This window comes from Robertkochia flava (assembly GCF_020166515.1).
Taxonomy (GTDB): Bacteria; Bacteroidota; Bacteroidia; order Flavobacteriales; family Flavobacteriaceae; genus Robertkochia; species Robertkochia flava.
Window position 1 is genome coordinate 155,321 of sequence record NZ_JAINZT010000009.1, and the last position, 21,749, is coordinate 177,069.

The 21,749-nt window shown below is 48.4% G+C and carries 16 protein-coding genes; 11 read left to right on the forward strand and 5 right to left on the reverse strand.

Translation table 11 applies throughout. The features are described from left to right. Positions 1 to 683 precede the first annotated feature (683 nt). Positions 684 to 2,531, forward strand: coding sequence for a DUF3604 domain-containing protein (locus K7R11_RS14795; protein WP_224491615.1), 1,848 nt, complete (start codon positions 684 to 686; stop codon positions 2,529 to 2,531). A gap of 279 nt (positions 2,532 to 2,810) precedes the next feature. Here K7R11_RS14795 and K7R11_RS14800 read toward each other — a convergent pair whose 3' ends face one another. Next, positions 2,811 to 3,596, reverse strand: a complete 786-nt coding sequence (locus tag K7R11_RS14800) for an alpha/beta fold hydrolase (RefSeq protein WP_224491616.1) — start codon at positions 3,594 to 3,596, stop codon at positions 2,811 to 2,813. Positions 3,597 to 3,927: 331 nt separating this feature from the next. Between K7R11_RS14800 and K7R11_RS14805 the strand changes: the two genes are divergently transcribed. Both K7R11_RS14805 and K7R11_RS14810 read left to right on the forward strand, forming a co-directional pair. Then, entirely contained in the window at positions 3,928 to 5,463 is a 1,536-nt protein-coding gene (locus K7R11_RS14805; RefSeq protein ID WP_224491617.1) for an arylsulfatase, read from the forward strand. Between the two features lie 339 nt (positions 5,464 to 5,802). Beyond that, positions 5,803 to 7,692, forward strand: coding sequence for a DUF3604 domain-containing protein (locus tag K7R11_RS14810; RefSeq protein WP_224491618.1), 1,890 nt, complete (start codon positions 5,803 to 5,805; stop codon positions 7,690 to 7,692). A 110-nt stretch (positions 7,693 to 7,802) separates the two neighbouring features. Here K7R11_RS14810 and K7R11_RS14815 read toward each other — a convergent pair whose 3' ends face one another. From K7R11_RS14815 to moaA, 3 genes are read right to left on the reverse strand one after another with little or no spacing between them, the layout of a single operon-like run. After that, on the reverse strand, positions 7,803 to 8,282 hold the full coding sequence (locus K7R11_RS14815) for a hypothetical protein (protein ID WP_224491619.1): 480 nt from the start codon (positions 8,280 to 8,282) through the stop codon (positions 7,803 to 7,805). Between the two features lie 4 nt (positions 8,283 to 8,286). Further along, on the reverse strand, positions 8,287 to 9,501 hold the full coding sequence (locus K7R11_RS14820) for a molybdopterin molybdotransferase MoeA (protein ID WP_224491620.1): 1,215 nt from the start codon (positions 9,499 to 9,501) through the stop codon (positions 8,287 to 8,289). Position 9,502: 1 nt separating this feature from the next. Next, positions 9,503 to 10,492, reverse strand: coding sequence for a GTP 3',8-cyclase MoaA (gene moaA / locus K7R11_RS14825; RefSeq protein ID WP_224491621.1), 990 nt, complete (start codon positions 10,490 to 10,492; stop codon positions 9,503 to 9,505). Between the two features lie 136 nt (positions 10,493 to 10,628). Here moaA and K7R11_RS14830 point away from each other — a divergent pair, with 136 nt between their 5' ends. Further along, positions 10,629 to 11,741, forward strand: coding sequence for an XdhC family protein (locus K7R11_RS14830; protein WP_224491622.1), 1,113 nt, complete (start codon positions 10,629 to 10,631; stop codon positions 11,739 to 11,741). Between the two features lies 1 nt (position 11,742). Here the strand turns inward: K7R11_RS14830 and K7R11_RS14835 are convergent, their stop codons facing one another. Then, positions 11,743 to 12,927 carry a cysteine desulfurase family protein gene (locus tag K7R11_RS14835; protein WP_224491623.1) on the reverse strand — a complete coding sequence of 395 codons (1,185 nt, stop codon included), beginning with the start codon at positions 12,925 to 12,927 and terminating at the stop codon, positions 11,743 to 11,745. 352 nt (positions 12,928 to 13,279) lie between these two features. On the opposite strand from K7R11_RS14835, the gene K7R11_RS14840 reads away from it, so the two are divergent. The 7 genes from K7R11_RS14840 (at position 13,280) to K7R11_RS14870 (ending at position 20,750) form a co-directional block, all read left to right on the forward strand. Beyond that, positions 13,280 to 14,149 carry an FAD binding domain-containing protein gene (locus K7R11_RS14840; protein ID WP_224491624.1) on the forward strand — a complete coding sequence of 290 codons (870 nt, stop codon included), beginning with the start codon at positions 13,280 to 13,282 and terminating at the stop codon, positions 14,147 to 14,149. A 6-nt stretch (positions 14,150 to 14,155) separates the two neighbouring features. Then, positions 14,156 to 14,644 (forward strand): (2Fe-2S)-binding protein, encoded by a 489-nt coding sequence (locus K7R11_RS14845; RefSeq protein WP_224491625.1) that lies wholly within the window; start codon positions 14,156 to 14,158, stop codon positions 14,642 to 14,644. An 18-nt stretch (positions 14,645 to 14,662) separates the two neighbouring features. Next, the gene (locus K7R11_RS14850; protein ID WP_224491626.1) at positions 14,663 to 17,023 is read left to right on the forward strand and encodes an aerobic carbon-monoxide dehydrogenase large subunit; all 2,361 of its coding nucleotides are present in this window, start codon (positions 14,663 to 14,665) and stop codon (positions 17,021 to 17,023) included. Positions 17,024 to 17,181: 158 nt separating this feature from the next. Further along, on the forward strand, positions 17,182 to 17,652 hold the full coding sequence (locus tag K7R11_RS14855; protein WP_224491627.1) for an SRPBCC family protein: 471 nt from the start codon (positions 17,182 to 17,184) through the stop codon (positions 17,650 to 17,652). A gap of 66 nt (positions 17,653 to 17,718) precedes the next feature. After that, entirely contained in the window at positions 17,719 to 18,591 is an 873-nt protein-coding gene (locus tag K7R11_RS14860; protein WP_224491628.1) for an AAA family ATPase, read from the forward strand. 28 nt (positions 18,592 to 18,619) lie between these two features. Then, positions 18,620 to 19,756 carry a vWA domain-containing protein gene (locus K7R11_RS14865; RefSeq protein ID WP_224491629.1) on the forward strand — a complete coding sequence of 379 codons (1,137 nt, stop codon included), beginning with the start codon at positions 18,620 to 18,622 and terminating at the stop codon, positions 19,754 to 19,756. Continuing rightward, positions 19,749 to 20,750, forward strand: a complete 1,002-nt coding sequence (locus K7R11_RS14870; RefSeq protein ID WP_224491630.1) for an XdhC family protein — start codon at positions 19,749 to 19,751, stop codon at positions 20,748 to 20,750. Before K7R11_RS14865 ends, K7R11_RS14870 begins: the two co-directional genes overlap by 8 nt. Positions 20,751 to 21,749 lie beyond the last annotated feature (999 nt).

Here is a 21,749-nt window from a genome sequence, read left to right on the forward strand (position 1 = left end):
CGTTTTAAAACCGGGTTGTTTACAAAGCTGCTAATTCTAGCAACGACTTGATCCTCCCCTCGCAAGGGGAGGTGGCAACGCCTTTGGCGTTGACGGAGGGGTATCCTGAAATTTTAACGGTGCTTCACCGGAACACCAACCCGTCTCATGGCCTTACCATGATAGCCCACGCGCCAGCAGGCCCCGGCGCTAAAAACAGCCACTGGCTGTTTTCTTTACGCTTGGTCCTCCCCTCCGCCCTGCGGGCACCTCCCCCTTGCCAAGGGGGAGGAGAAATTCATACCCTGAAGTATTGCATAAGGGATTCAATTTGTAGACACCATTGATCCGATTAAGCCCTTCCCCTGGGAGGGGAAGGTGTCAGCGCGGAATCGCGCTGACGGATGGGGTTGCCAGAAATTATAGCGGTACCTCACGGGAACGTCACATAGAACATCCATCCTGTCAAAGCCAAAGGCGTTCCCTCCCGTTAGGGCAGGCAGACTCATACCTTCGCAACTTCCTCCCCACATCCCCATATCCCCACATCCCCGCCTCCCCACCTCCCCACCTCCCTACATCCCTGCACCCCTGTCTCCCTGTCTCCCTGTCTCCCTGGTTCCCTGGTTCCCCTCCCTTCATATTTTTTTTACAAAACATTAATAATCAGTATCTTAGATGCTCATAAGTTAAAATCACACAAAATGATGCGCATTCTAATATTCGTATTTGCCCTGATGATTTTTGTTGCCTGCAAGACCGATAAAAAAGAAGATACCAGTACCATGACCGAGGAAAACACGGAAAGTGTAACACCTCAGGTCGCGGAAAACCCACTAAAGGATGCCTATTTCGGAGAGGAACACCTGCATACCGGGGTGTCCATGGATGCCTTTATAGCAGGAACCCGAATCGGGCCGGATGAGGCTTACCGCTTTGCCAAGGGGGAAGAGGTTATGGTTAACGGGATGAAGCACAAGATAAAAAGACCTCTTGACTGGTGTGCGGTAACCGACCATTCTGAATTTATGGGAGAAGCCTATACCTTAAGAAATCCGGAATCTGAAGGTTATAACAGTGAGATTCCGACACAGTTCAGGGAAGCTTCCAATTACCAGGAAGCCCTGGGACTTTACAAAAAATACGTTCTTGACGTTCTGGCAGGGGGAGACAATCCACATGCGGAATTCTGGGAAGGCTGGGAGGCTGTAAAGTCGACCTGGAGATCCAATTTTGAGGCCACCGAAAAACATTACGAACCCGGAAAATTCACTACCATCCACGCATACGAATGGTCCTCAGCCCCTAATGAGGGAAATTCTCACAGAAACGTATTCTTTCGCGACACCATAGTTCCCGACATCCCTTTCTCATCCAATGAAAGTAAAGATCCGGAAGATCTCTGGGCCTGGATGCAGGAACAGCGCAATGAAGGAAAAAAAGTATTTGCCATCCCGCATAATGCCAATGAAAGCAAGGGCCTCGATTTTCCTGAACAAACCCTGAGTGGTGGCCCCATCACCAAAGAGTATGTGGAAACCAGAGCCAGCATGGAGCCTCTTATCGAGATGATGCAGATCAAGGGAAATTCTGAAGTCGTTTCTCAATTCTGGCAAACCGATGAATTTGCTGATTTTGAGAATGCCCCCTCCATTGCCAAGTTCAACAATCGTGTTTTTGAAAAAAGGAATTTCATCAGATACGGACTCACCAGGGGACTTAAATATCAGATGGACCTGGGTACCAATCCGTTTAAATATGGTTTTGCCGGTGGAACCGACAGTCACAACGGCTCCCCTTCCAATGTAGAAGAAGACAACTGGCTTGTCGGAGGTCATGGCCTGGCAGACAGGACGGCTGAAGACAGGGCTAAAAATGATATGGATGGAGAGATGACGGTAGCCGACATGAATCCCGGAGCCATTACCGGTGTATGGGCAACCTCCAATACCAGAGAAGCCATCTGGGACGGAATGTATAACAAGGAAACCTTCGCCACCAGCGGACCCCGTCTGAAAGTAAGGGCTTTTGCCGGACAGGGCTTTGATACTTCCCTGGAGTCTTACCAGGAAATCATTGCCGACGCCTATAAGAAAGGAGTTCCCATGGGTCAGGATTATAAAGGAACTACGGCACCTCAGATCCTTGTCTGGGCACAGAAAGACCCTATAGGCCCTAACCTGGATCGTATCCAGATCATCAAAGGATGGGTGGAGAACGGAGAGCTTAAAGACAAGATCTATAATGTGGTTGCCTCGGGAGAACGTTTAAAGGAAGACGGCTCGGTGGAGCCCATCGATGCTCCTGTAAATCTTGAAACAGGAGATTTCAATACAGAAAAAGGAGACCCGGAATTACTTGCGGTATGGACCGATCCCGATTTTGACCCTTCGCAATACGCCTATTACTACGTACGTGCGCTTCAATTAGCTACTGCACGGTGGAATTTGTTCGACGAGATCCGGCACGATGTGAAATTTCCGGACCGCATTCCGAAAACCATAGTGGAAAGAGCATGGGGCTCGCCCATATGGTATACGCCTTCGGAATAAGATGAAAGCGTAAAGACGAAAGAGCCAGGATAGAAACCAGCTTATATAACGCACGAGGTGTTGCCACCCTGCCTGTCATTACCGACGGGCAGGGTGGCTATTCTTGTATGGTGGAGTACGCTACGTTTTTCAGAACAGGCATTTCGGATACCTGCCCATTAAAAACACGAAATTCCTCTCCTTCCGTAAGAGAATGAAACGCTATTGAAGTTGCCGGCAGGTTTACCGGGAATAAAGTATACTTTATAAGTCTAAAAAATGAATCCGGAAAGAAGCACCTTATCCCTTTAAGCCCCTGAGAAAGGACAAACTTTCCTCGTTGAATAAATGCGGTTTCTGCACATTGACCACATGGCCGCAATCAGGAATAATCAGCAAGGAAGCTAACCGGTGTTGCTGCACCACCTTCCTGACATTCGGGAGGAACAAATGATCCTGATCGCCCATGATGTACATGGTGGGAATCGCAATATCATTAAGCCTGAAGAACCGAAGTAGCGGATTGATCTCTGAAGCCAGCTTGAACCAACGCATAAATTCTTTCTGGTACAGTTTCTTGGCCTCATTCACAAAGAGGATCCTGGATTCTCTATGCGATTTTCTCGGCATGATAATGAAGGCAAAGAGCTTGTAGAGATACATATATGGGATCACCGATTTGAACACCACCCCAAACCGCATCAGAAGCTGGGATCTGAAATTGAGTTTTAGAATGGCTCCTCCCATGATCATGCTTTGCACCCGTTCCGGGTGAATTTCAGCAAGATTACGAATCAAAATGGTACCCAATGAGATCCCCACAAAATGAGATCTTTCGATCTTCAGATGATCCAGCACCTCAATAATATCCTTGGTTATGGCGTGAAAGGTATAATTGCTCTTCAGGGCATCGCTGAGTTTAGGCTTGCTCCTGCCGTGCCCCCTCAGATCCAATACCAAAACATTGTAGTGCTCTTTAAAAGAGCGAATTTGCCTGAACCAGATACTCGAACTGCCCCCTGCACCATGCACGAATGTCACCCATTCGGCATCTTCCTGATTTTTATAAATGTAGTAATTCAGCATTTTTACGAAGTTAAAGATAGGTATTTTAAGGAATGTAATTTTTAGTCACAGGTCAATTTTAACAGATCAAATCCATTCAATTCGCTTGAAATCAGCGTTTTAATTCACAGCATATCGATCACCCCGGGTTTGATATTGGGATCCCGGAATGAAGAAGATTCCAAATACGATGCACGAAGATTCATTCCGGCATATCGGTCTTACCAAAATCCTTTACCGAAAGTGTTTTTTTACAGAAATGATTGATTTTCATATATTTATAATCCAGATCCTATTATCTCATGCTTTCTCTTCTGAGTTATGATATTTCAACCCTTAAAACGAATTCATTATGAAAAAGAAAGTAACGACTCTGGGTTTTATTTCTGTATTGACATTACTTTGGAGTCTTTCCTTGTTGGCACAGGACAAACCCAACATCCTTATCATCTGGGGAGATGATATCGGCATGTGGAACATCAGCGCCTACCACCGTGGGATGATGGGGGGAGAAACTCCAAACATCGACCGTATCGGAAAAGAGGGCATGATCTTTATGGACCACTATGCACATGCTTCCTGTACCGCAGGCCGGGCAGCGTTTATTACCGGACAGTATCCCATGCGTACCGGACTAAGTACGGTAGGGCTCCCGGGTGCACCGCAGGGATTGCAGGCCAGCGACCCCACCCTGGCCGAGCTTCTTAAACCCTACGGATATGCCACAGGGCAGTTTGGAAAAAATCACCTTGGAGACCGGGATGAACACCTGCCCACCGCTCACGGCTTTGATGAATTCTACGGGATCCTTTATCACCTGAATGCCGGAGAGTATCCCGAGCAGTACGATTTCCCTAAAGACGAAGAAGTACAGGAAAGATTGAATCTCAAAGAACGTGGTATTATTCATTCCAAAGCGCTGGCTAACGGAAAGCAGGAAGTTAAGGACCTTGGCCCCTGGGGCACAGAGGTGCAGCGTAACCTCGACCAGGATGTCCTTGAGCATTCTAAAGAATTCATCAGGGAGGCCGTTGCCGATGACAAACCATTTTTCGTTTGGCATAATACCACCCGAATGCATTACCGAACCAACCTCAACGACGAATACCAGGGGAAGAGCGGCTACGGACTCTACGCCGATGGAATGATGGAGCTGGATGACGATGTAGGTGAACTATTGGACCTCCTGGAAGAACTTGGAGTTGACGAAAATACCATCGTCATGTTCTCGACCGATAATGGGGCTGCCTCGAACAGCTGGCCCGATGGCGGTAACCACCCCTTTCACGGACAGAAAGGTGTTGGTGGCTGGGAAGGCGGCTTCCGGGTTCCCATGCTGGTAAAGTGGGATGGCCATATTCCTGCTGGCACCGTAACCGGAGAATTCATGACCATGGAAGACTGGGTTCCCACCCTGATGTCCTGGGTTGGGGATGTGAATATCAAGGAAGACCTGCTTACCGGCCATAAGGCAGCAGGTAAAAGCTTCAAGGTACACCTGGACGGGTACGACCAAAGCGATCTGTTGTTAAACAATGGTAAAAGCAATCGCAAGGAGTTCTTTTATTTTACGGAAACCACCCTTCACGGGATGCGGTATGGCGATTGGAAGGTATTGTTCAGAGATCAGAAAAGGTGGTTCAGATCGCCCCAACCCGTATTATCCACCCCCATTGTAACGAATTTGAAATTAGATCCTTTTGAGCGGTTCCACGAAGCCAGGGGCTATGACGAATGGGCGGAAAACAGAAGTTGGGTACTGGGACAGATCGGCGGTCATATGTCGGCCTTCCTGGAAACTTTTAAGGAATTCCCTCCCAGCCAGGAAAGCTTTTCGGTACAATTAGACGATTTCAATGCATTACTCAAATCGGCCGTATCAGACTGATCAAAGAACCGGGCTCAGGCCCGGTTTTTTTTTGAAGTAATGAGGTTGAGTTGGAGTTGGAGGTTTTGCCAAATTAATTATACTGCTCATTTCCTTAATTACCGGTATACCGACTTACCGGTCTACCGGCCTCACTGCTTCCCTGCTTCCCTGTTTCCCTGTTTCCCTGTTTACCGGCTTCCCTGTCTCCCTGTCTCCCTGTCTCCCCGACTCCCCCCTACGTCAAAAAACTTATAGAAATACCTAGAATTCCCTTCTCCTTCTCCAAAAACACTTGATTTTCCCTACAAGACATTAATAATCAGTATCTTAGATGCATTCATAATAAAACAATTCATTATGTTTCGGATCATAACCCTCCTCTTTGCCCTGATCCTTTTTATTTCCTGCAAAACCGATAATAAGAATACTGTATCTTCAGGTGCCGAAAAGACTGCTGAGGAGCCAACTCCTGAGATCCCACAAAATCCCCTTAAGGAGGTTTACTGGGGCGATACGCACCAGCATACGGGGAATTCCTTCGATGTGTACCTGTTCGGAACTCCCAATTCCACTCCGGAGATCGCATACCGGTTCGCCCGGGGTGAGGAGGTCACCAGTCCCACTACCGGTAAACCCTGGAAGCTGACAAAACCTCTGGATTTTATTGTCATTGCCGATCATGCAGAGTTATTGGGTTCTGTGGCTCTGATGTATCAGAATACTCCGGGAATCACAGACACCAAAACAGGAAAAGCCTTTTTGGAAATATCCCCGGATGCAGATGATGAAGGGATGCAAAAAATCTACGACATCCTGAATTTCGCGGCTTTTGACCAACCTAATGAAGCTAATTTAACAGCTAAGGACCTCGTTGAGGATTTCGGAGGCGAGAAGGTTGCTGAAGCATGGAAACGAAATATTGCGGATGCAGAAAAATTCAATGACCCCGGTAAGTTCACTACTCTAATCGGATGGGAATGGAGCTCCAACAATAGCGGCGCAAATTTACACCGGGTCGTTTTTATGCCACAGGGAGGAGAAACAGCCAAAAAATTTATCCCGTACAGCGCCCTTGACAGCGACAATCCGGAGGATCTGTGGACCTGGCTTGACGAAACGAGCGCAAGGACAGGCGCCGATTTTGTGGCCATTCCCCACAATCCCAATATCAGTATCGGGCTAATGTTTCCGGAAGTACGCCTAAACGGGGAACCCGTGGATGAGGCCTATGCGAAAAAACGTATGCAATGGGAGCCCGCCGTGGAGGTCACCCAGATCAAGGGAGACTCCGAAACACACCCGGCCTTGTCTCCTAACGACGAATTCGCCGATTATGAAACCTATGATTTTGCCCTTACACCTGACGGGACCCGACCACCACCTACCCTTGCAGATTATGTGAGAACCGGCCTGATGAGAGGACTCGAAATGGAAGCTAAACTTGGTACGAACCCTTATAAAATGGGTATGATCGGAAGCAGTGATTCCCACACCGGAATGTCGGCTATCGAAGAAACCAATTTTGCAGGGAAAGGACAGCATGATGCCACGAATGAAAAACGTCCGCATCCTACCGGAATAGGATCATCCAAAGGCTGGGATATGGGGGCAGCCGGATGGGTAGGTGTCTGGGCCGAATCAAATACCCGGCAGGCCCTGGTTGACGCTTTCAAAAGAAAAGAAGTCTATGCCACCACCGGGCCGCGCATTACCCTGAGATTCTTCGGCGGATTTGATTATACCGATAACGACCTGGCAGGCGACAACATGGTGCAAACAGGGTATAACAAAGGCGTACCCATGGGAGGCGACCTTAAAAACACCGATGGAAAAGCCCCTACCTTTATGGTAGCAGTTATGAAGGATCCGGACGGAGCCAACCTCGACAGAATACAGATCATTAAAGGATGGCTTGATGCCAATGGGAAATCACAGGAAAAGGTTTTTGATGTAGCCCTCTCCGGAGATCGCACCGACGGCAGCCAAAAGGTGGGCAATACGGTCGACCTGACCACCGGAAAATACACCAATTCCATTGGCGCCCCCGAACTCTCTGTGGTATGGACCGACCCTGAATTCGATGCCACGCAAAATGCATTCTATTACGTTAGGGCTTTGGAGATCCCTACCCCCAGGTATTCCCTGCTGGGAGCCCTGGAACTGGGTATTGATGTTAAGGAAACAGGTCACCCGGCAACCATACAGGAGCGGGTGTACTCCTCTCCTATCTGGTATAGCGCAGAATAAAAAAACCGGGCTCAGGCCCGGTTTTTTTTGAAGTAATGAGGTTGAGTTGGAGTTGGAGGTCATGCCAAATTAATTATGCTGCTCATCTCCTTAATTACCGGTATATCAACTTACCGGTCTACCGGCCTCACTGCTTCCCTGTTTCCCTGTTTCCCCGACTTCAAAAAACTATAGAAATACTTGAAATTCCCATTGTACCAGGCGGCAAAGAAAAAGGCCAGGTAGATGAGCCATTCAGGGAGTAAATGAATATTGGCATAGGTAGCCAGCAGCAGAATGGCGAATGCCGTAATGGCAATACCCAGGGCCACCTTCGACTTTTTTACATTATAGTTAAAAGCGATCAGGCAAATAATGATCAAACCCAGCACCGGCTTTCCATGATCGACAACGGGCTGCAAGGCCATGATCTCGATATCGAAGAACAACAGGAGCGATCCCGCATAGGCGGCAATACAAAACGGACATTTAGGTATAATAATGATCAGGGCCGTAGACAAAAAAGACATGAACCCGCTTTTAAAGGAAGGCGCCTTCTTAACCGCCACCACCTTTTCTGCATTACAACAAGATGTCTTTTCGGCTTTCATGACCTTATAATTTCATTCTGTAGGGTATAAATGGGTAAACTTCCCCCTTTTTAAACACGTTTTTATCCTGGGGCAGCACTAAGAATCCGTCTGTATAGACCAGATTGACAAAGTCTCCTGAACCGTTTCCAAATACCGGGGATGCCACCAGGCTGCCATCCGGTTCAGCGTGCAGTTTAGCCTCTGTAAAAAAGATCAGATCAGGCTGAAAGACCACATCTTCCGCAAGCCTGGCATAAATCGGTTGATCTTCTACCTCCAGGGATTTCTGAAGCCAGAAACGTATATAGACATACAAGCACACAAAAGCCGACACCGGATTACCCGGCAAGGCAAAAATATGGGTGTCTTGCCCTTTGGTACCGAACCAGAAGGGTTTTCCGGGGCGCTGCTGTATCTTATGGAAATGCTTCTCCACCCCCAGGGTATCCAAAACATCGGGTAAAAAATCAAACTTTCCTTTGGAAACACCGCCGGTGATCACCAGCATATCAAAATCCTCCAGTAATCCTGACAGAATCTCTTCCATCTCAGGCTTATCATCAGGAAGGTGTCTTAACTCTGCTGTGATCCCCCACTCCCTTAGTGTATTTTTAATCCCATAGACATTGGACCGCCTGATCTGCTGCGCCAGGGGTTTTTCATGCACATCCACCAGTTCATCCCCGGAGGATACAATAACCACCCTGGGCATTTTACGCACCAGGAGCTTATCCTTACCCACAGCCGCCGCCACGTTGATCTCGGCACTGGAGATGCGGCCACCGGCTTTTTTAATAATGGTATCTGCTGTAATATCTATGCCTTTGAAATGTATGTTTTGTCTTTTGGTGACAGCATCCACCATAATACGGGCCCGGCCATCCTGAATTTCCAGATCTTCATACCGGATTACCGTATCAGTGCTTTTCGGGAGTATCGCCCCGGTCATCACCTCGATACAGGCGTTTACATCGTTCAGTGTTTTTTGAGGGGCACCGGCAGGAGCCACATCCTGTATAGAAAAGGTATCGATACCGTTCTCAAAGGTTCGGTGTCGGATCGCAATACCATCCATAGTAACCCGGTGATAGGGCGGAAAGTCGCGGTCTGCAATCAGATCCTCGGCCAGAAACTGCCCCCCGCAATCGTCAAGAGCAAGCGGAACCTCAGGAAATGAGGCCTTATGCGCTTCCAGTATATCCAATGCTTCCCGGTATGTTATGAACGTTTTACTCATCTTAACCGCCTATGGTACTCATACTCTCTTTACGAACCGTAGATTGCTGTTTTCCCTGCTCCGCTTCAAAACCATCCTTTGGTTTCAGCCTGATCAGTTCTTTAAATTTTTCCGCCAGATCCTGGTCGGATACTCCTGAACGCATAAAATCCCTGATACTAAAAACCCCTCCATCATACAAACAGGTCTTGATCTCTCCTTTTGGAGTGATGCGTAAGCGATTACAGGTATTACAAAAGGTTCTCGAAAACGCCGGGATGATGCCCACATCTCCCTGAAATCCGTCAATGGCGTAATTGGTGGAAGTGTCTCCGTGCTTCCCTGTTTTTTCCCTGATACCAGGGTAGGTTTGTCTGATCGTGTTTAAGATATCTCCCGCCTTAAAAACCGCTTCATTTTTCTTATACCCCCCGTTAAATGGCATTTCTTCAATAAACCTAATGCTCACCGGGTGTTGTTCTGCCAGGGCTACCAGGGGAAGAATATCCCCGGTATTGATGCCATTCATCACAACCGCATTGATCTTCAGGTAAAACCCATTCTCCAGCAAGGTATGAAAGGCTTCCATCACCTTATTGAAATCATCGCGGCGGGTAATCTGTTTGAACCGTTCCGGGTCCAGCGTGTCCAGGCTCAGGTTTATGGTTTGAATACCCAGCTCCCTGAGTTTCTCAATATGCTTCACCATCAGGGTACCGTTGGTCGTGATACGAATGTCCCTGTAGTAGGAGAGGGCATGGGATTTTTCCAGCAGGGTAATAAAATCTTTTCTCAAAAAGGGTTCTCCGCCGGTGAACCTCACTTTTGTAAAGCCCAGTCTACCCAGAACATCCAACAAACGAACGATCTCTTCGTAACTCAATAATTCGGCCCTGGGCTCATAAGGTATGCCATGTTCCGGCATGCAGTAAAAGCACCTGAGGTTACAACGGTCGGTGACCCCGATACGCACATAATCGATCGTTCTGTTAAATCCGTCCTTCACTCCCATTACACGTATACTTTCAGGATTATTTTTCTAATTTTACAATGAAAATCTTAATAAGTTGAAGATAAAACATTTATAATGAATTATCGGAAACGGATTATAAATAATATCGATTCCCGGATTTAAATCCCTGAGCACCATGAAAGAAATAAAGGCGATCTTAAAATTGTACAACGATTTTAAATCCACCTCCCAAAAATGTGCCATTGCACAGGTGGTACGTGTGGAGGAATCTTCCTATCGAAGAGAGGGGGCCCGCATGCTGGTTTTCCAATCCGGAGTTTTCGAGGGCGGCATCAGCGGGGGGTGCCTGGAAGGGGATGCCCTTAAACGATCCCAGATCGCCATTCTTAAAAAAGAACCTTCCATTGTTACCTACGACACCTCAAAAGATGACGAGAACCAGATCGGAGTCGGACTGGGCTGTAACGGGGTCATAGACGTCCTTATCTCCCCCATTACCCCGGAAGGCAATACCCTGAACTTCCTGGAGCGGTGCATCAACTCGAGAAAATCACATGTCCTGGCTACGGTAACCGCTATCAATAACAAGGAGAGCCATCTTTCCCTGGGGCAAACGTTTTACTACGATACAGAAACCCAAACCCTGGACAACTGCGGTCATGCCGAACTGGAAAAATTACTTCACAACGATATCGCTTCGGTACTGAACAGCAATAAATCAAGGATTTACCACTACACCCTGGAAGGGCTGGAGCTGAGTGTTTTTATCGAACTCATCCCTCCCCGGTTCCATCTGGCCATCTACGGAGACAATTACGACGTATACCCGATGATCGACCTGGCACAGGTAATGGACTGGGAGGTGAGCCTGGTTGGAAATCTTCAAAAACTGAAAAAGGAACGGCTCGGGTTCGTGCAACACCTCTACAGTAAATACGAGGAGACCCACCCGAAAATTGACTCACGTACCGCCGTTGTTCTGATGGCGCACGATTATAAGACCGACCTGAAAAACCTTAAGCATTGCCTGAATTCCCCGGCCCCCTATATTGCAAGCCTGGGCCCAAAAAAGAGGTTCGAAAAGATGAAGGATGAATTCGAATCTTTTGGAAATCCTTTGACCCCGGAACAACTGGATCGCATTTATGCTCCTTGCGGACTGGAGATCGGTGCCAATACTCCGGAAGAGATCGCTGCGAGTATCTTCGCGGAGATCCTGGCTGTTTTTTCCAATAAAAAAGGGGGGATGTTAAGAAAAAAGGAAGACCCTATACACGAACGCTACTAATTTAACGGGAACGTCGCTCCCAAAGAATATTTGAAGCGCGCTGGCCGGATACTTCCCGGATAACCAGATCGATCACCTTTTCTACATCCTGAGGGGTGGTATAGCGCCCCAGGCTAAACCGAAGACTGGAAAATGCCAGATCTGTCGCAAGGCCCATTGCTTTTAAGACATGAGAAGGATTAACGCTGGCGGAATTACAGGCAGAACCATTAGACACTGCCATGTGAGTACTCAGTGCCCGGAGCAGCGCCTCCCCGTCCACATATTTAAAAGATATATTCAGCGTATTGGGCAAGCGGTTTACATGGCTGCCATTGATCACAGTTTCCTCTATACCCAGGAGGCCATGCTCCAGTTGATCTCTCAATTCCCCTAAACGTTTTCCCTCTTCTACCTGTTGATCCACAGCCAACCTTACTGCTTTGGCCAGGCCCACTATGGCCGGGGTATTATAGGTTCCACCCCTCCATCCGCTTTGCTGACCGCCTCCATGAATAAAAGGATCCAATACGTCTTTCCGTTCTTCACTGATATAGGTAAGCCCAATGCCTTTGGGACCATAAAGCTTGTGTCCGGAGAAACATGCAAAATCAACAAGGTCAAAAAAGTTTCCCAACCCGATCTTTCCCAGGGCCTGGGTGGCATCAGAAAACAACAAACTACCGCAGGTTTTACATAGGGCTGCGATCTGATCCAATTCCTGGATCACTCCCGTTTCATTATTAGCCAGCATCACAGCTACGATCAGGGTATTTTCTGAGATGGTCTGCTCCAACTGCTCCATATCAATCAACCCTTTTGGGGTCACATCGAGGTAGGTCACCTTCGCGCCCTGGGTTTCCAGGTATGCACAAACATCAAGCACCGCCTTATGCTCGGCCTTAGAGGTAATGATGTGATTGCGTTCAGCACCGGATTTTCGGAAAACACCTTTAAGAACGCTGTTAATGCTTTCGGTAGACCCGGAAGTAAACACCAATTCCCTTGCTTGTACTCCCAGTGCCGCCGCTATGACACCTGTAGCCTCTTCAAGGGCGTCTTTCGCCAGCCAACCGTAAGGATGATGACTGCTGGAGGCATTGCCGAAATGCTCGGTAAAATAAGGCCACATCGACTCTGCTACCCTAGAATCGCAGGGAGTGGTGGCGTTATAGTCGAGGTATATCTGAGCGTACCGAGATTCCATATCAGAAAGGTATTGAATATTATTGAAAAAAATACCGGATCACAGGTCTCCGGGTCTGGCGTTGGCGGGGATATCCCCGATTTTTCTTTGAGTTTCATGGCATCAGGCCTGTCTAAAACCCCGGGATAAACCAGCACTGTACTGCCAAAAAACAGCAGGAAAACAACCCTGATGCGGCGCTGGCGCGAAAAATAAGTAATCTCTGAATTTATCAGATTAATAATCTATAGTTAAAATCAATAAGGAATTATGATTTTTTTATAGAAAAAATTAAATGATTGGTATTTTTCTTAATAACTTAGAGATCAATTCGTTATAAAATTTTCTTATTCACATTAATTTATAAACCTCTATGATCCCTGCTAAATTCAATTATCACAAAGCAACATCCCTGCAACAGGCTATTGCTTTGTCTCAGGAATTAGGCGAGGAAGCGAAATACATGTCTGGCGGACAAAGTTTGCTACCCATGATGAAGCTTCGCTTTGCCACCCCGGAACACATTATCGACATCAGCAAGCTCGAAGGCCTGTCCTATATTAAGGAAGAAGGTGATCTGCTGAAGATCGGAGGACTCACCACCCAATCGGAAATGGAGCACAACGAGTTGCTGAAAAGCAAATATCCCATATTCGGAGATGCGATCTGGCTCACTGCCGATCCTTCGGTACGTAACTGCGGTACCATTGGTGGCAATATTGCTCACGGGGATGCGGCCAACGATCAACCCGCATTAATGATCGCCATGCGGGCAACCATTATCGCACAAGGGGCGGATGGCGAAAAATCGATTCCGATCGATGAATTCTTCCACGGCTTTTATATGACCGCCCTGGAACCCGGGGATATCCTTACAGAGATACAGATACCTAAAGCAAAGAAAAACAGCGGAGGAGCTTACCACAAGGTAGAACGAAAGGTGGGAGATTATGCCACTGCCGGGGTAGCGGTACATCTGGAACTGGATGATGACGGCGTTTGCCGGGAAGTAGGAATCGGACTCACCAATCTCAGTCCGATGCCCATGCGACTCGAGCGAGGCGAGGAAGTATTGCGCGGCAAGAAGATCACCGATGAACTTATTGCACAGGTGGGGTTAATTGCCAGTGAAGACTGTGAGCCGGATTCCGATCTGCGAGGTTCGGAAGCGTATAAACGCGCCATCGTTAATACCATTACCAAAAGAATGTTGAACAAAGCCCTGGAAAGAGCAAGAAAATAAAGAATTATGGCTAAGCATACGATATCAATGACTATAAACGGACAGCCTGTTACGGCCGAGGTAGACTCCCGTCTGCTCCTTGTCCATTTCATCCGTGAAAACCTGAGCCTTACCGGCACCCATATTGGCTGCGACACCTCCAACTGCGGGGCCTGCACTATTTTACTGGACGGAAAATCGATCAAATCCTGCACCTATCTGGCCGTAAGGGCAGACGGGGCTGAGATCACCACCATAGAAGGGGTAGCCGCAGAAGGCACCAACCATCCCCTGCAACAAGGATTCCACGACCAGCACGGTTTGCACTGCGGTTTCTGCACTCCCGGGATGATCATGAGGTCCATCGACCTTCTGAACAACAACCCCAACCCAACAGAGGAAGAGATTCGCTGGGGGATCTCGGGCAACCTTTGCAGGTGCACCGGCTACAACAATATTGTAAAAGCCATACAGCAGGCTGCAGAAGAAATGCAGAAGAAAGAAACCACTGTCTAACCTCATAAAAAAGAAATTATGTTTAAATGTAAAACATCACCAGAGGTAGGCGGAATGGGCCACTCTGTTAAGCGAAAAGAAGATGCCCGGTTTTTACACGGGAAGGGTAAATATACCGATGACGTGAAGCTACCGGGAATGCTCCATATGGTCATGGTACGCAGTCCGTATGCCTATGCCAGGATCAAAAATATCAACAAGGAAAAGGCACTGGCCATTGACGGAGTATTGGCAGTGATCACCGGAGAAGACCTGGCACAATACAATCTGCACTGGATGCCTACCCTGCTTTCAGACACCCAAATGGTGCTTCCCACCGATACGGTCATGCACCAATCTCAGGAAGTTTGCGCTGTAATTGCCACAGACCGGTACATCGCAGCAGACGGAGCAGAGGCTGTGGAAGTGGACTACGAGCCCATGGATGCCATCGTAGACCCCTATAAAGCCCTGGATAAAGATGCTCCCCTGTTACGACCTGACAAGGAAGGACAGAAAGACAATCATATCTATCACTGGGAACGTGGCGACAAAGCCAAGACCGAGGAAGTTATCGCCAAGGCCGATGTGGTGGTAAAGGAACGTATCCATTTACCCAGAATTCATGTAGCTTCCATTGAGACCTGCGGGGTGGTGGCCTCATATGATAAGGATACCGAAAAGATGCTTATCTACCTGACCTCCCAGGCACCCCACGCTATTCGTACGGTACTGGCTCTGGTAGCCGGTCATGTGGGCCTGTCTGAAGAAAAGATCCGCATCATTTCTCCCGATATCGGGGGAGGATTTGGAGGAAAGGTACCCGTATACCCGGGCTATGTAGTGGCCATTGCTGCCACCTTCCTGATCGGGAAACCGGTAAAATGGATCGAAGACCGTTCAGAAAACCTGGTGAACGGGTTTGCACGCGACTATCATATGGACTGTGAACTGGCGGCTACCAAAGACGGAAAGATCCAGGCCTTTAAAGTATCTACCCTGGCAGACCACGGGTATACCGATTCTTCGGCCAACCCGTCTAAATATCCTACCGGTATGTTCTCGATCTGTACCGGATCTTACGATTACCAACACGCCTTTGCCGAGCTCGATGCGGTATATACCAACAAAGCTCCGGGTGGGGTGGCCTACCGTTGTTCCTTCCGGGTAACAGAGGCGGTACACGCCATAGAGCGTATGGTGGATAAGCTCGCCGCAGAGATCGGGAAAGACCCGGCCCAGCTGCGCCTGGAAAACTTTATTAAAAAGGATCAGTTCCCGTACTCCTCCCCACTTGGATGGAGTTATGACAGTGGCGACTATGAGGCAACGCTCAAGAAAGCCATGGACATGCTGGGTTATGAGAAATACAAAAAAGAACAGGCAGAGAAACGCGCCCAGGGAAAACTCATGGGGATCGGGATCAGCACCTTCACCGAAGTGGTTGGAGCCGGACCATCAAAAGACTTTGACATCCTGGGGATAGCCATGTTCGACAGTGCGGAGATCCGGGTACACCCCACAGGAAAGGCGCTGGCCCGCTTCGGGACTAAGTCACAGGGACAGGGGCACGAAACCACCTATGCCCAGATCCTGGCAGAAGAATTAGGGATCCCGTATTCGGATATAGAGATCGAAGAAGGGGATACCGACACTGCTCCTTACGGACTGGGAACTTACGCCAGTAGGAGTACCCCGACGGCGGGTGCTGCAGCAGCGATCGCAGCGCGTAAACTGCGGGACAAAGGGAAGAAAATAGCGGCCTACCTGCTGGAAGTAAGTGAAGAAGACATCGATTGGGAAGTAGGGAAATACTTTGTGAAGGGAGCTCCTGAGAAATCAAAAACCATTCAGGAGGTGGTCTTCGCGGCCTATACCAATATCCCTCCGGGAATGGAACCCGGCTTTGAGGCTACTCATTATTACGATCCACCAAACCTCACCTTCCCTAACGGGGCCTATATCTGTGTAGTGGAGATCGATGAGGAAACCGGAGCCATTGACGTGAAACGCTTTGTGGCTATTGACGACTGTGGAAACATCATCAATCCGATGATCGTGGAAGGTCAGGTTCACGGCGGACTCACCCAGGGAATTGCCCCTGCCATGTACGAAGGTATTCAGTATGACGACGAAGGGAATGTACTCAACGGGACCTTCATGGATTACCTGGTGCCCACAGCGGTGGAATCACCCCACTGGGAGACCGGGCATACCATCACCCCATCTCCACACCACCCGCTTGGAGCCAAAGGAGTGGCAGAATCTCCTACGGTAGGAGCACCACCGGCCATCGCCAACGCGATCATTGACGCCCTGTCGCCTCTTGGAATCAAACACCTGGACATTCCGATCACGCCATCCAAGGTTTGGGATGCCATCCAGGCACACAAGAAGTGATATTGGAAGATTGAACATACATTGACGGAAGTCATCTTCACTTTGGCTATTAAAGTGAGGATGACTTTTATAACAGTGCTTTCAATAGAAGTCCTGTAGCAACACAAAATCTTTACCCAACAAAAACACCCCTGCTCAGGGGGAGAAAATAAAACACGATGAAAACACAATTGGAAAAATCCTTTGAGGTACCTCAAAATACGGAGTTGGTCTGGGAACACCTGATCGATCCGTCTAAAGTCATGGACTGTGTACCCGGGGTAACTGTAGAAGAAAAGGTGGGAGAGAACCACTACAAGGGAAAGGTAGGCATGAAATTTGGCCCGATGGGGGTGCAGTACGATGCCGATATCCTGTACAAGGAAATTGACAAGGAAAACCGAAAGATCATTATTGCAGGAGATGGCGTTGATTCCAAGGGAACAGGGAATGCAGAAATGGTCATGACCATCAACCTTTCTGATGCTGAAGACGGAGGGGTCAAACTGGATTCTGTTATGGATGTCACCATTAACGGAAAGATTGCCCAGTTCGGATCGCGCTTGATCACTACGGTGTCTAACCAACTCTTTAAGCAATTCGCTTCGAACTTTTCAAAGAAACTGGCAGAAGCCGAGGCCACAGCCTAGGCTCTTGCATGATCATTAATCCTGAAGCTATGCCAACCCCGGCATAGCTTTTCTAACTTATGGGAATTGAATAAAGAAATTGAAGATATTACCAAAGATTTTTACAGGCTCGATTACATCCTGAACGAAGCCCTGGCAACCTCCGTTTTTCTCCTGAAAAACCTGGGAAAACCCCTCCTGTTGGAAGGCAACCCAGGGGTGGGAAAAACGGTGTTGGCAAATACCCTGGCACAGCATTTAAATACCCACCTGATCCGGTTACAATGCTATGAAGGACTGGATGTGAGCACCACCATTTACGAGTGGAATTACCAAAAACAATTGCTCCATATCAAATTGTTCGAGCAGGAACAGGACAAAAAGACCCTTGGCAAAGAGATCTTTGGGATGGACTATGTTTTACAACGCCCCCTGCTCCAATCCATAAGTGCGGAAAAACCGGTAGTCCTCCTTATTGATGAGATCGACCGGGCCGATGAAGAATTCGAAGCTTATTTACTGGAACTCCTATCCGATTTCCAGATCAGCATACCCGAACTGGGCACCATACAGGCCCGCTCTAAACCCCTGGTGATTCTCACCTCCAACCGTACCCGGGAACTTAGTGACGCCCTGAGGAGACGTTGTCTTTACCAATGGGTAGAATTCCCTACCAAGGCGGGAGAGATCGATATTATCGCGAAGAAATTACCTGGCATTGAAGAGGAACTGGCCACTCAGGTAGTGACCTTTATTCACAACCTGCGTAAATCGAGCTTACACAAACCCCCGGGCATTGCCGAATCCCTGGATTGGGCCAAGACCCTCCTGCTGATGAACCAGAAGAACATAACAGACGAGATCGTAAAAACAACCATAGGTTGTGTACTCAAACACAAAGACGATGTGGAATTCGTAAGAAACAAAACGGTTCAGGAATTCCTATACCCGGTCGAGTGAACACGAAACCTTCCAAAACCTGCATGACTTGCAAGCTGTAGAAAAAACATTCAAGGAACGTCTTATCGACTTTACCATGTATTGTCGGGAACGCCAGTTTATGCTTGGTCCCCAGGAAACAAGGGAGGCTTTTGAGATCGCCAGGCGGGGATATGCCCTGGACCGTAAACTTTTTCAATACAGTCTTAAGGCTATTTACTGCAAACGCAAGGAACATTTTGACCGTTTCGACGAGATGTTCGACCGCTTCTGGAGCAGGTATTACGAGGAACAGCTAGAAGCCCGTCAGAAAAAGGTCAAGCAGCTTAAGAAGGAGAAAGATGTAGATACGGTTATTTTCTTAGGAACCGAATTTAAGATACCCAGGAAACAGGTCCAGGAGGAGGAGGCGAAACAAACCGTGGGTGCGAACGAAAACCTGCGACTTCGAATGACCGATTTTTCCAAGGTGGAGGTTGCCGATAAGGAAAAATTTGAAGAATTGGCGGAAGAACTGTTCCACCAGATGAGCATGCGTTTCAAGCGCAGGCTGGAGAGCGCCAATAAGGGAAGTATCGATATCCGTAAGACCATTCGCCATGGCATTTCAAAAGGCGGACTCCTGCTGGACCTGTCACATAAACGTAAGCGAAAGGAAAAACGAAAAGTGGTTTTTATCCTCGATGTAAGCGGATCCATGGATACCTACAGCTATTACCTGCTGCGGTATATCCTGGTGTTAAAAAAGTATTTTAAAAGCCTGGAGTTCTTTACCTTTAGTACAGAGCTCACCCATATCACCCCCATGCTTCGGCAGAATAATGAACTGGAGATCCTGAAAGCGATCGGAAAAAATGTGCACTCATGGTCCAGTGGAACCAAGATCGGGGATTCCCTCCAGGAGTTCCTGTCGGTATACGGCAGTAAGTTCTTAAGTCAGAAGCACGTGGTGGTGATCCTGAGCGACGGACTGGAAACCGGGAATGTTACAGTATTAAAGGAAGCCGTGCGCACCATACAAAGAAAATGCAAGACCCTTGTCTGGCTAAATCCGCTAAAGGGCATGGAGGGCTATCAGCCCATTCAAAAAGGGATCGTTAATGTGATGCCGCATCTGGATGCTTTCGAATCTGCTCACAACCTGGACAGCCTTCTAAAACTTGAAAAACTATTAATGGATGTTTAACGAACTCGCTTTACAAATAGAAAAACAACTGGCCAAAGGTGCCGATTTTGCCATTGCCCAGGTCGTAGACCGCATTGCACCCAGCTCCGGAAAGGTGGGTGACAAAGCCCTTATCCTGGAAACCGGAGAGCTTATCGGGTGGATCGGCGGGGGTTGTGTGCGGGGCATTGTCATTAAAGAAGCCCTCGAAGTGATCAAAACCAAACGTTACCGCCGTGTGCGTATTTCCCCTGAAGGCGGCACGCTGGAAACCCCTACTTTTAAACAATACGTCATGTCCTGTCAAAGTAAAGGAACCATAGAAGTTATGATAGAACCCGTAATACCCCAGCCTGAACTCATTGTGGTAGGCAAAAGCAATATCGCCCGGAAACTGGTACAGTTGGCTTCAGCCGCCGACTTCAGAGTAACCGTCATGGCCTCCGATGCCGATGTACAAATGTTCCCCTCGGCTCAAAGCGTTTCAGACCATGTCGATTTCGGTCCGGTCAAACGCTTTGCCAATACTTATATTATTGTTACCACCCAGGGAGAAGACGATGAACTCTCTGTAAAAAAGGCCATGGAAACCCCCGCCAGGTACGTAGGCTTTGTAGCCAGCGCCAAAAAGTCTGAAGACATCAAGACCTATCTGGCAGATGCCGGCATCCGGGAAGACCGGATTTCCCAATTACGAAGCCCGGTGGGACTTGACATCAATGCCAAACTCGCCAGCGAGGTAGCTATAAGCATCCTGGCCGAAGTGGTGGCCGATTTCCGTAAAGCAAATTCCGGTTATGGCTCCCGCTGCGAAAGCGAGGATGTGGAAGCCACCGAAGCACCTGCGAATGAGCAGTTCGCAGAAGACTACTACATCAATCCCGTTTGCGGGGTTCCCGTTTCCAAAAAGAACCCGAAGCACGTGATCGAATACAGGAATGAAAAGGTGTATTTCTGTTGTGATGGTTGTAAGGTGAGTTTTGAGAAGGATCCGGAGAAGTATATGGTGAAGTGACGGGGTGACGAGTGAAGAGGGACGAGTGATGAGTGACGAGGGACGAGGGACGAGGGACGAGGGACGAGGAACGGGTTACAAAGTAAATGTCTTCGCGAGCTTGCCTGCCGAAGGCAAGGGGATCCCGATACTTCGGGAGACCACAGCGATCTTTTTAAGGCATCGCTCTTCTAAAAAGCCTCCACCCTGCCCGGTGAGATGACCACGCCCCGCATGCGCAGAGCTCGCAAAGACGATTCAAGTTGTCTTCGCGAGCTTGCCTGCCAAAGGCAAGGGGATCCCGATACTTCTTGAGACCACAGCGAACTTTTTAAGGTATCGCTCTCTCTAAAAAAGCCTCCACCCTACCCGGGGAGATTACCACGCCCCGCATGCGCAGAGCTCGCAAAGACGATTCAAGTTGTCTTCGCGAGCTTGCCTGCCAAAGGCAAGGGGATCCCGATACTTCTTGAGACCACAGCGAACTTTTTAAGGCATCGCTCTTCTAAAAAGCATCCACCCTGCCCGGGGAGATTGCCACGCCCCGCATGCGCAGAGCTCGCAAAGACGATTCAAGTTATCTTCGCGAGCTTGCCTGCCGAAGGCAAGGGGATCCCAATACTTCTTGAGACCACAGCGAACTTTTTAAGGCATCGCTCTTCTAAAAAGCATCCACCCTGCCCGGGGAGATTGCCACGCCCCGCATTCGCGGAGCTCGCAAAGACGATTCAAATTGTCTTCGCGAGCTTGCCTGCCGAAGGCAAGGGGATCCCGATACTTCGGGAGACCATAGCGAACTTTTTAAGGTATCCCCCTTCTAAAAAGCCTCCACCCTGCCCTGGGAGATTGCCACGCCCCGCATGCGCGGAGCTCGCAAAGACGAACCATTCATCATTCATTGAACATCCCTAAATAGTGTTGACCGGTTTTTGACTTAAATTTTCATTATTAAAAATAGTGATTACTTCCCGTTCTTCTTTCTTTGTATGTTGACATTGCTGTTTAAATAAAGAAGGAGGA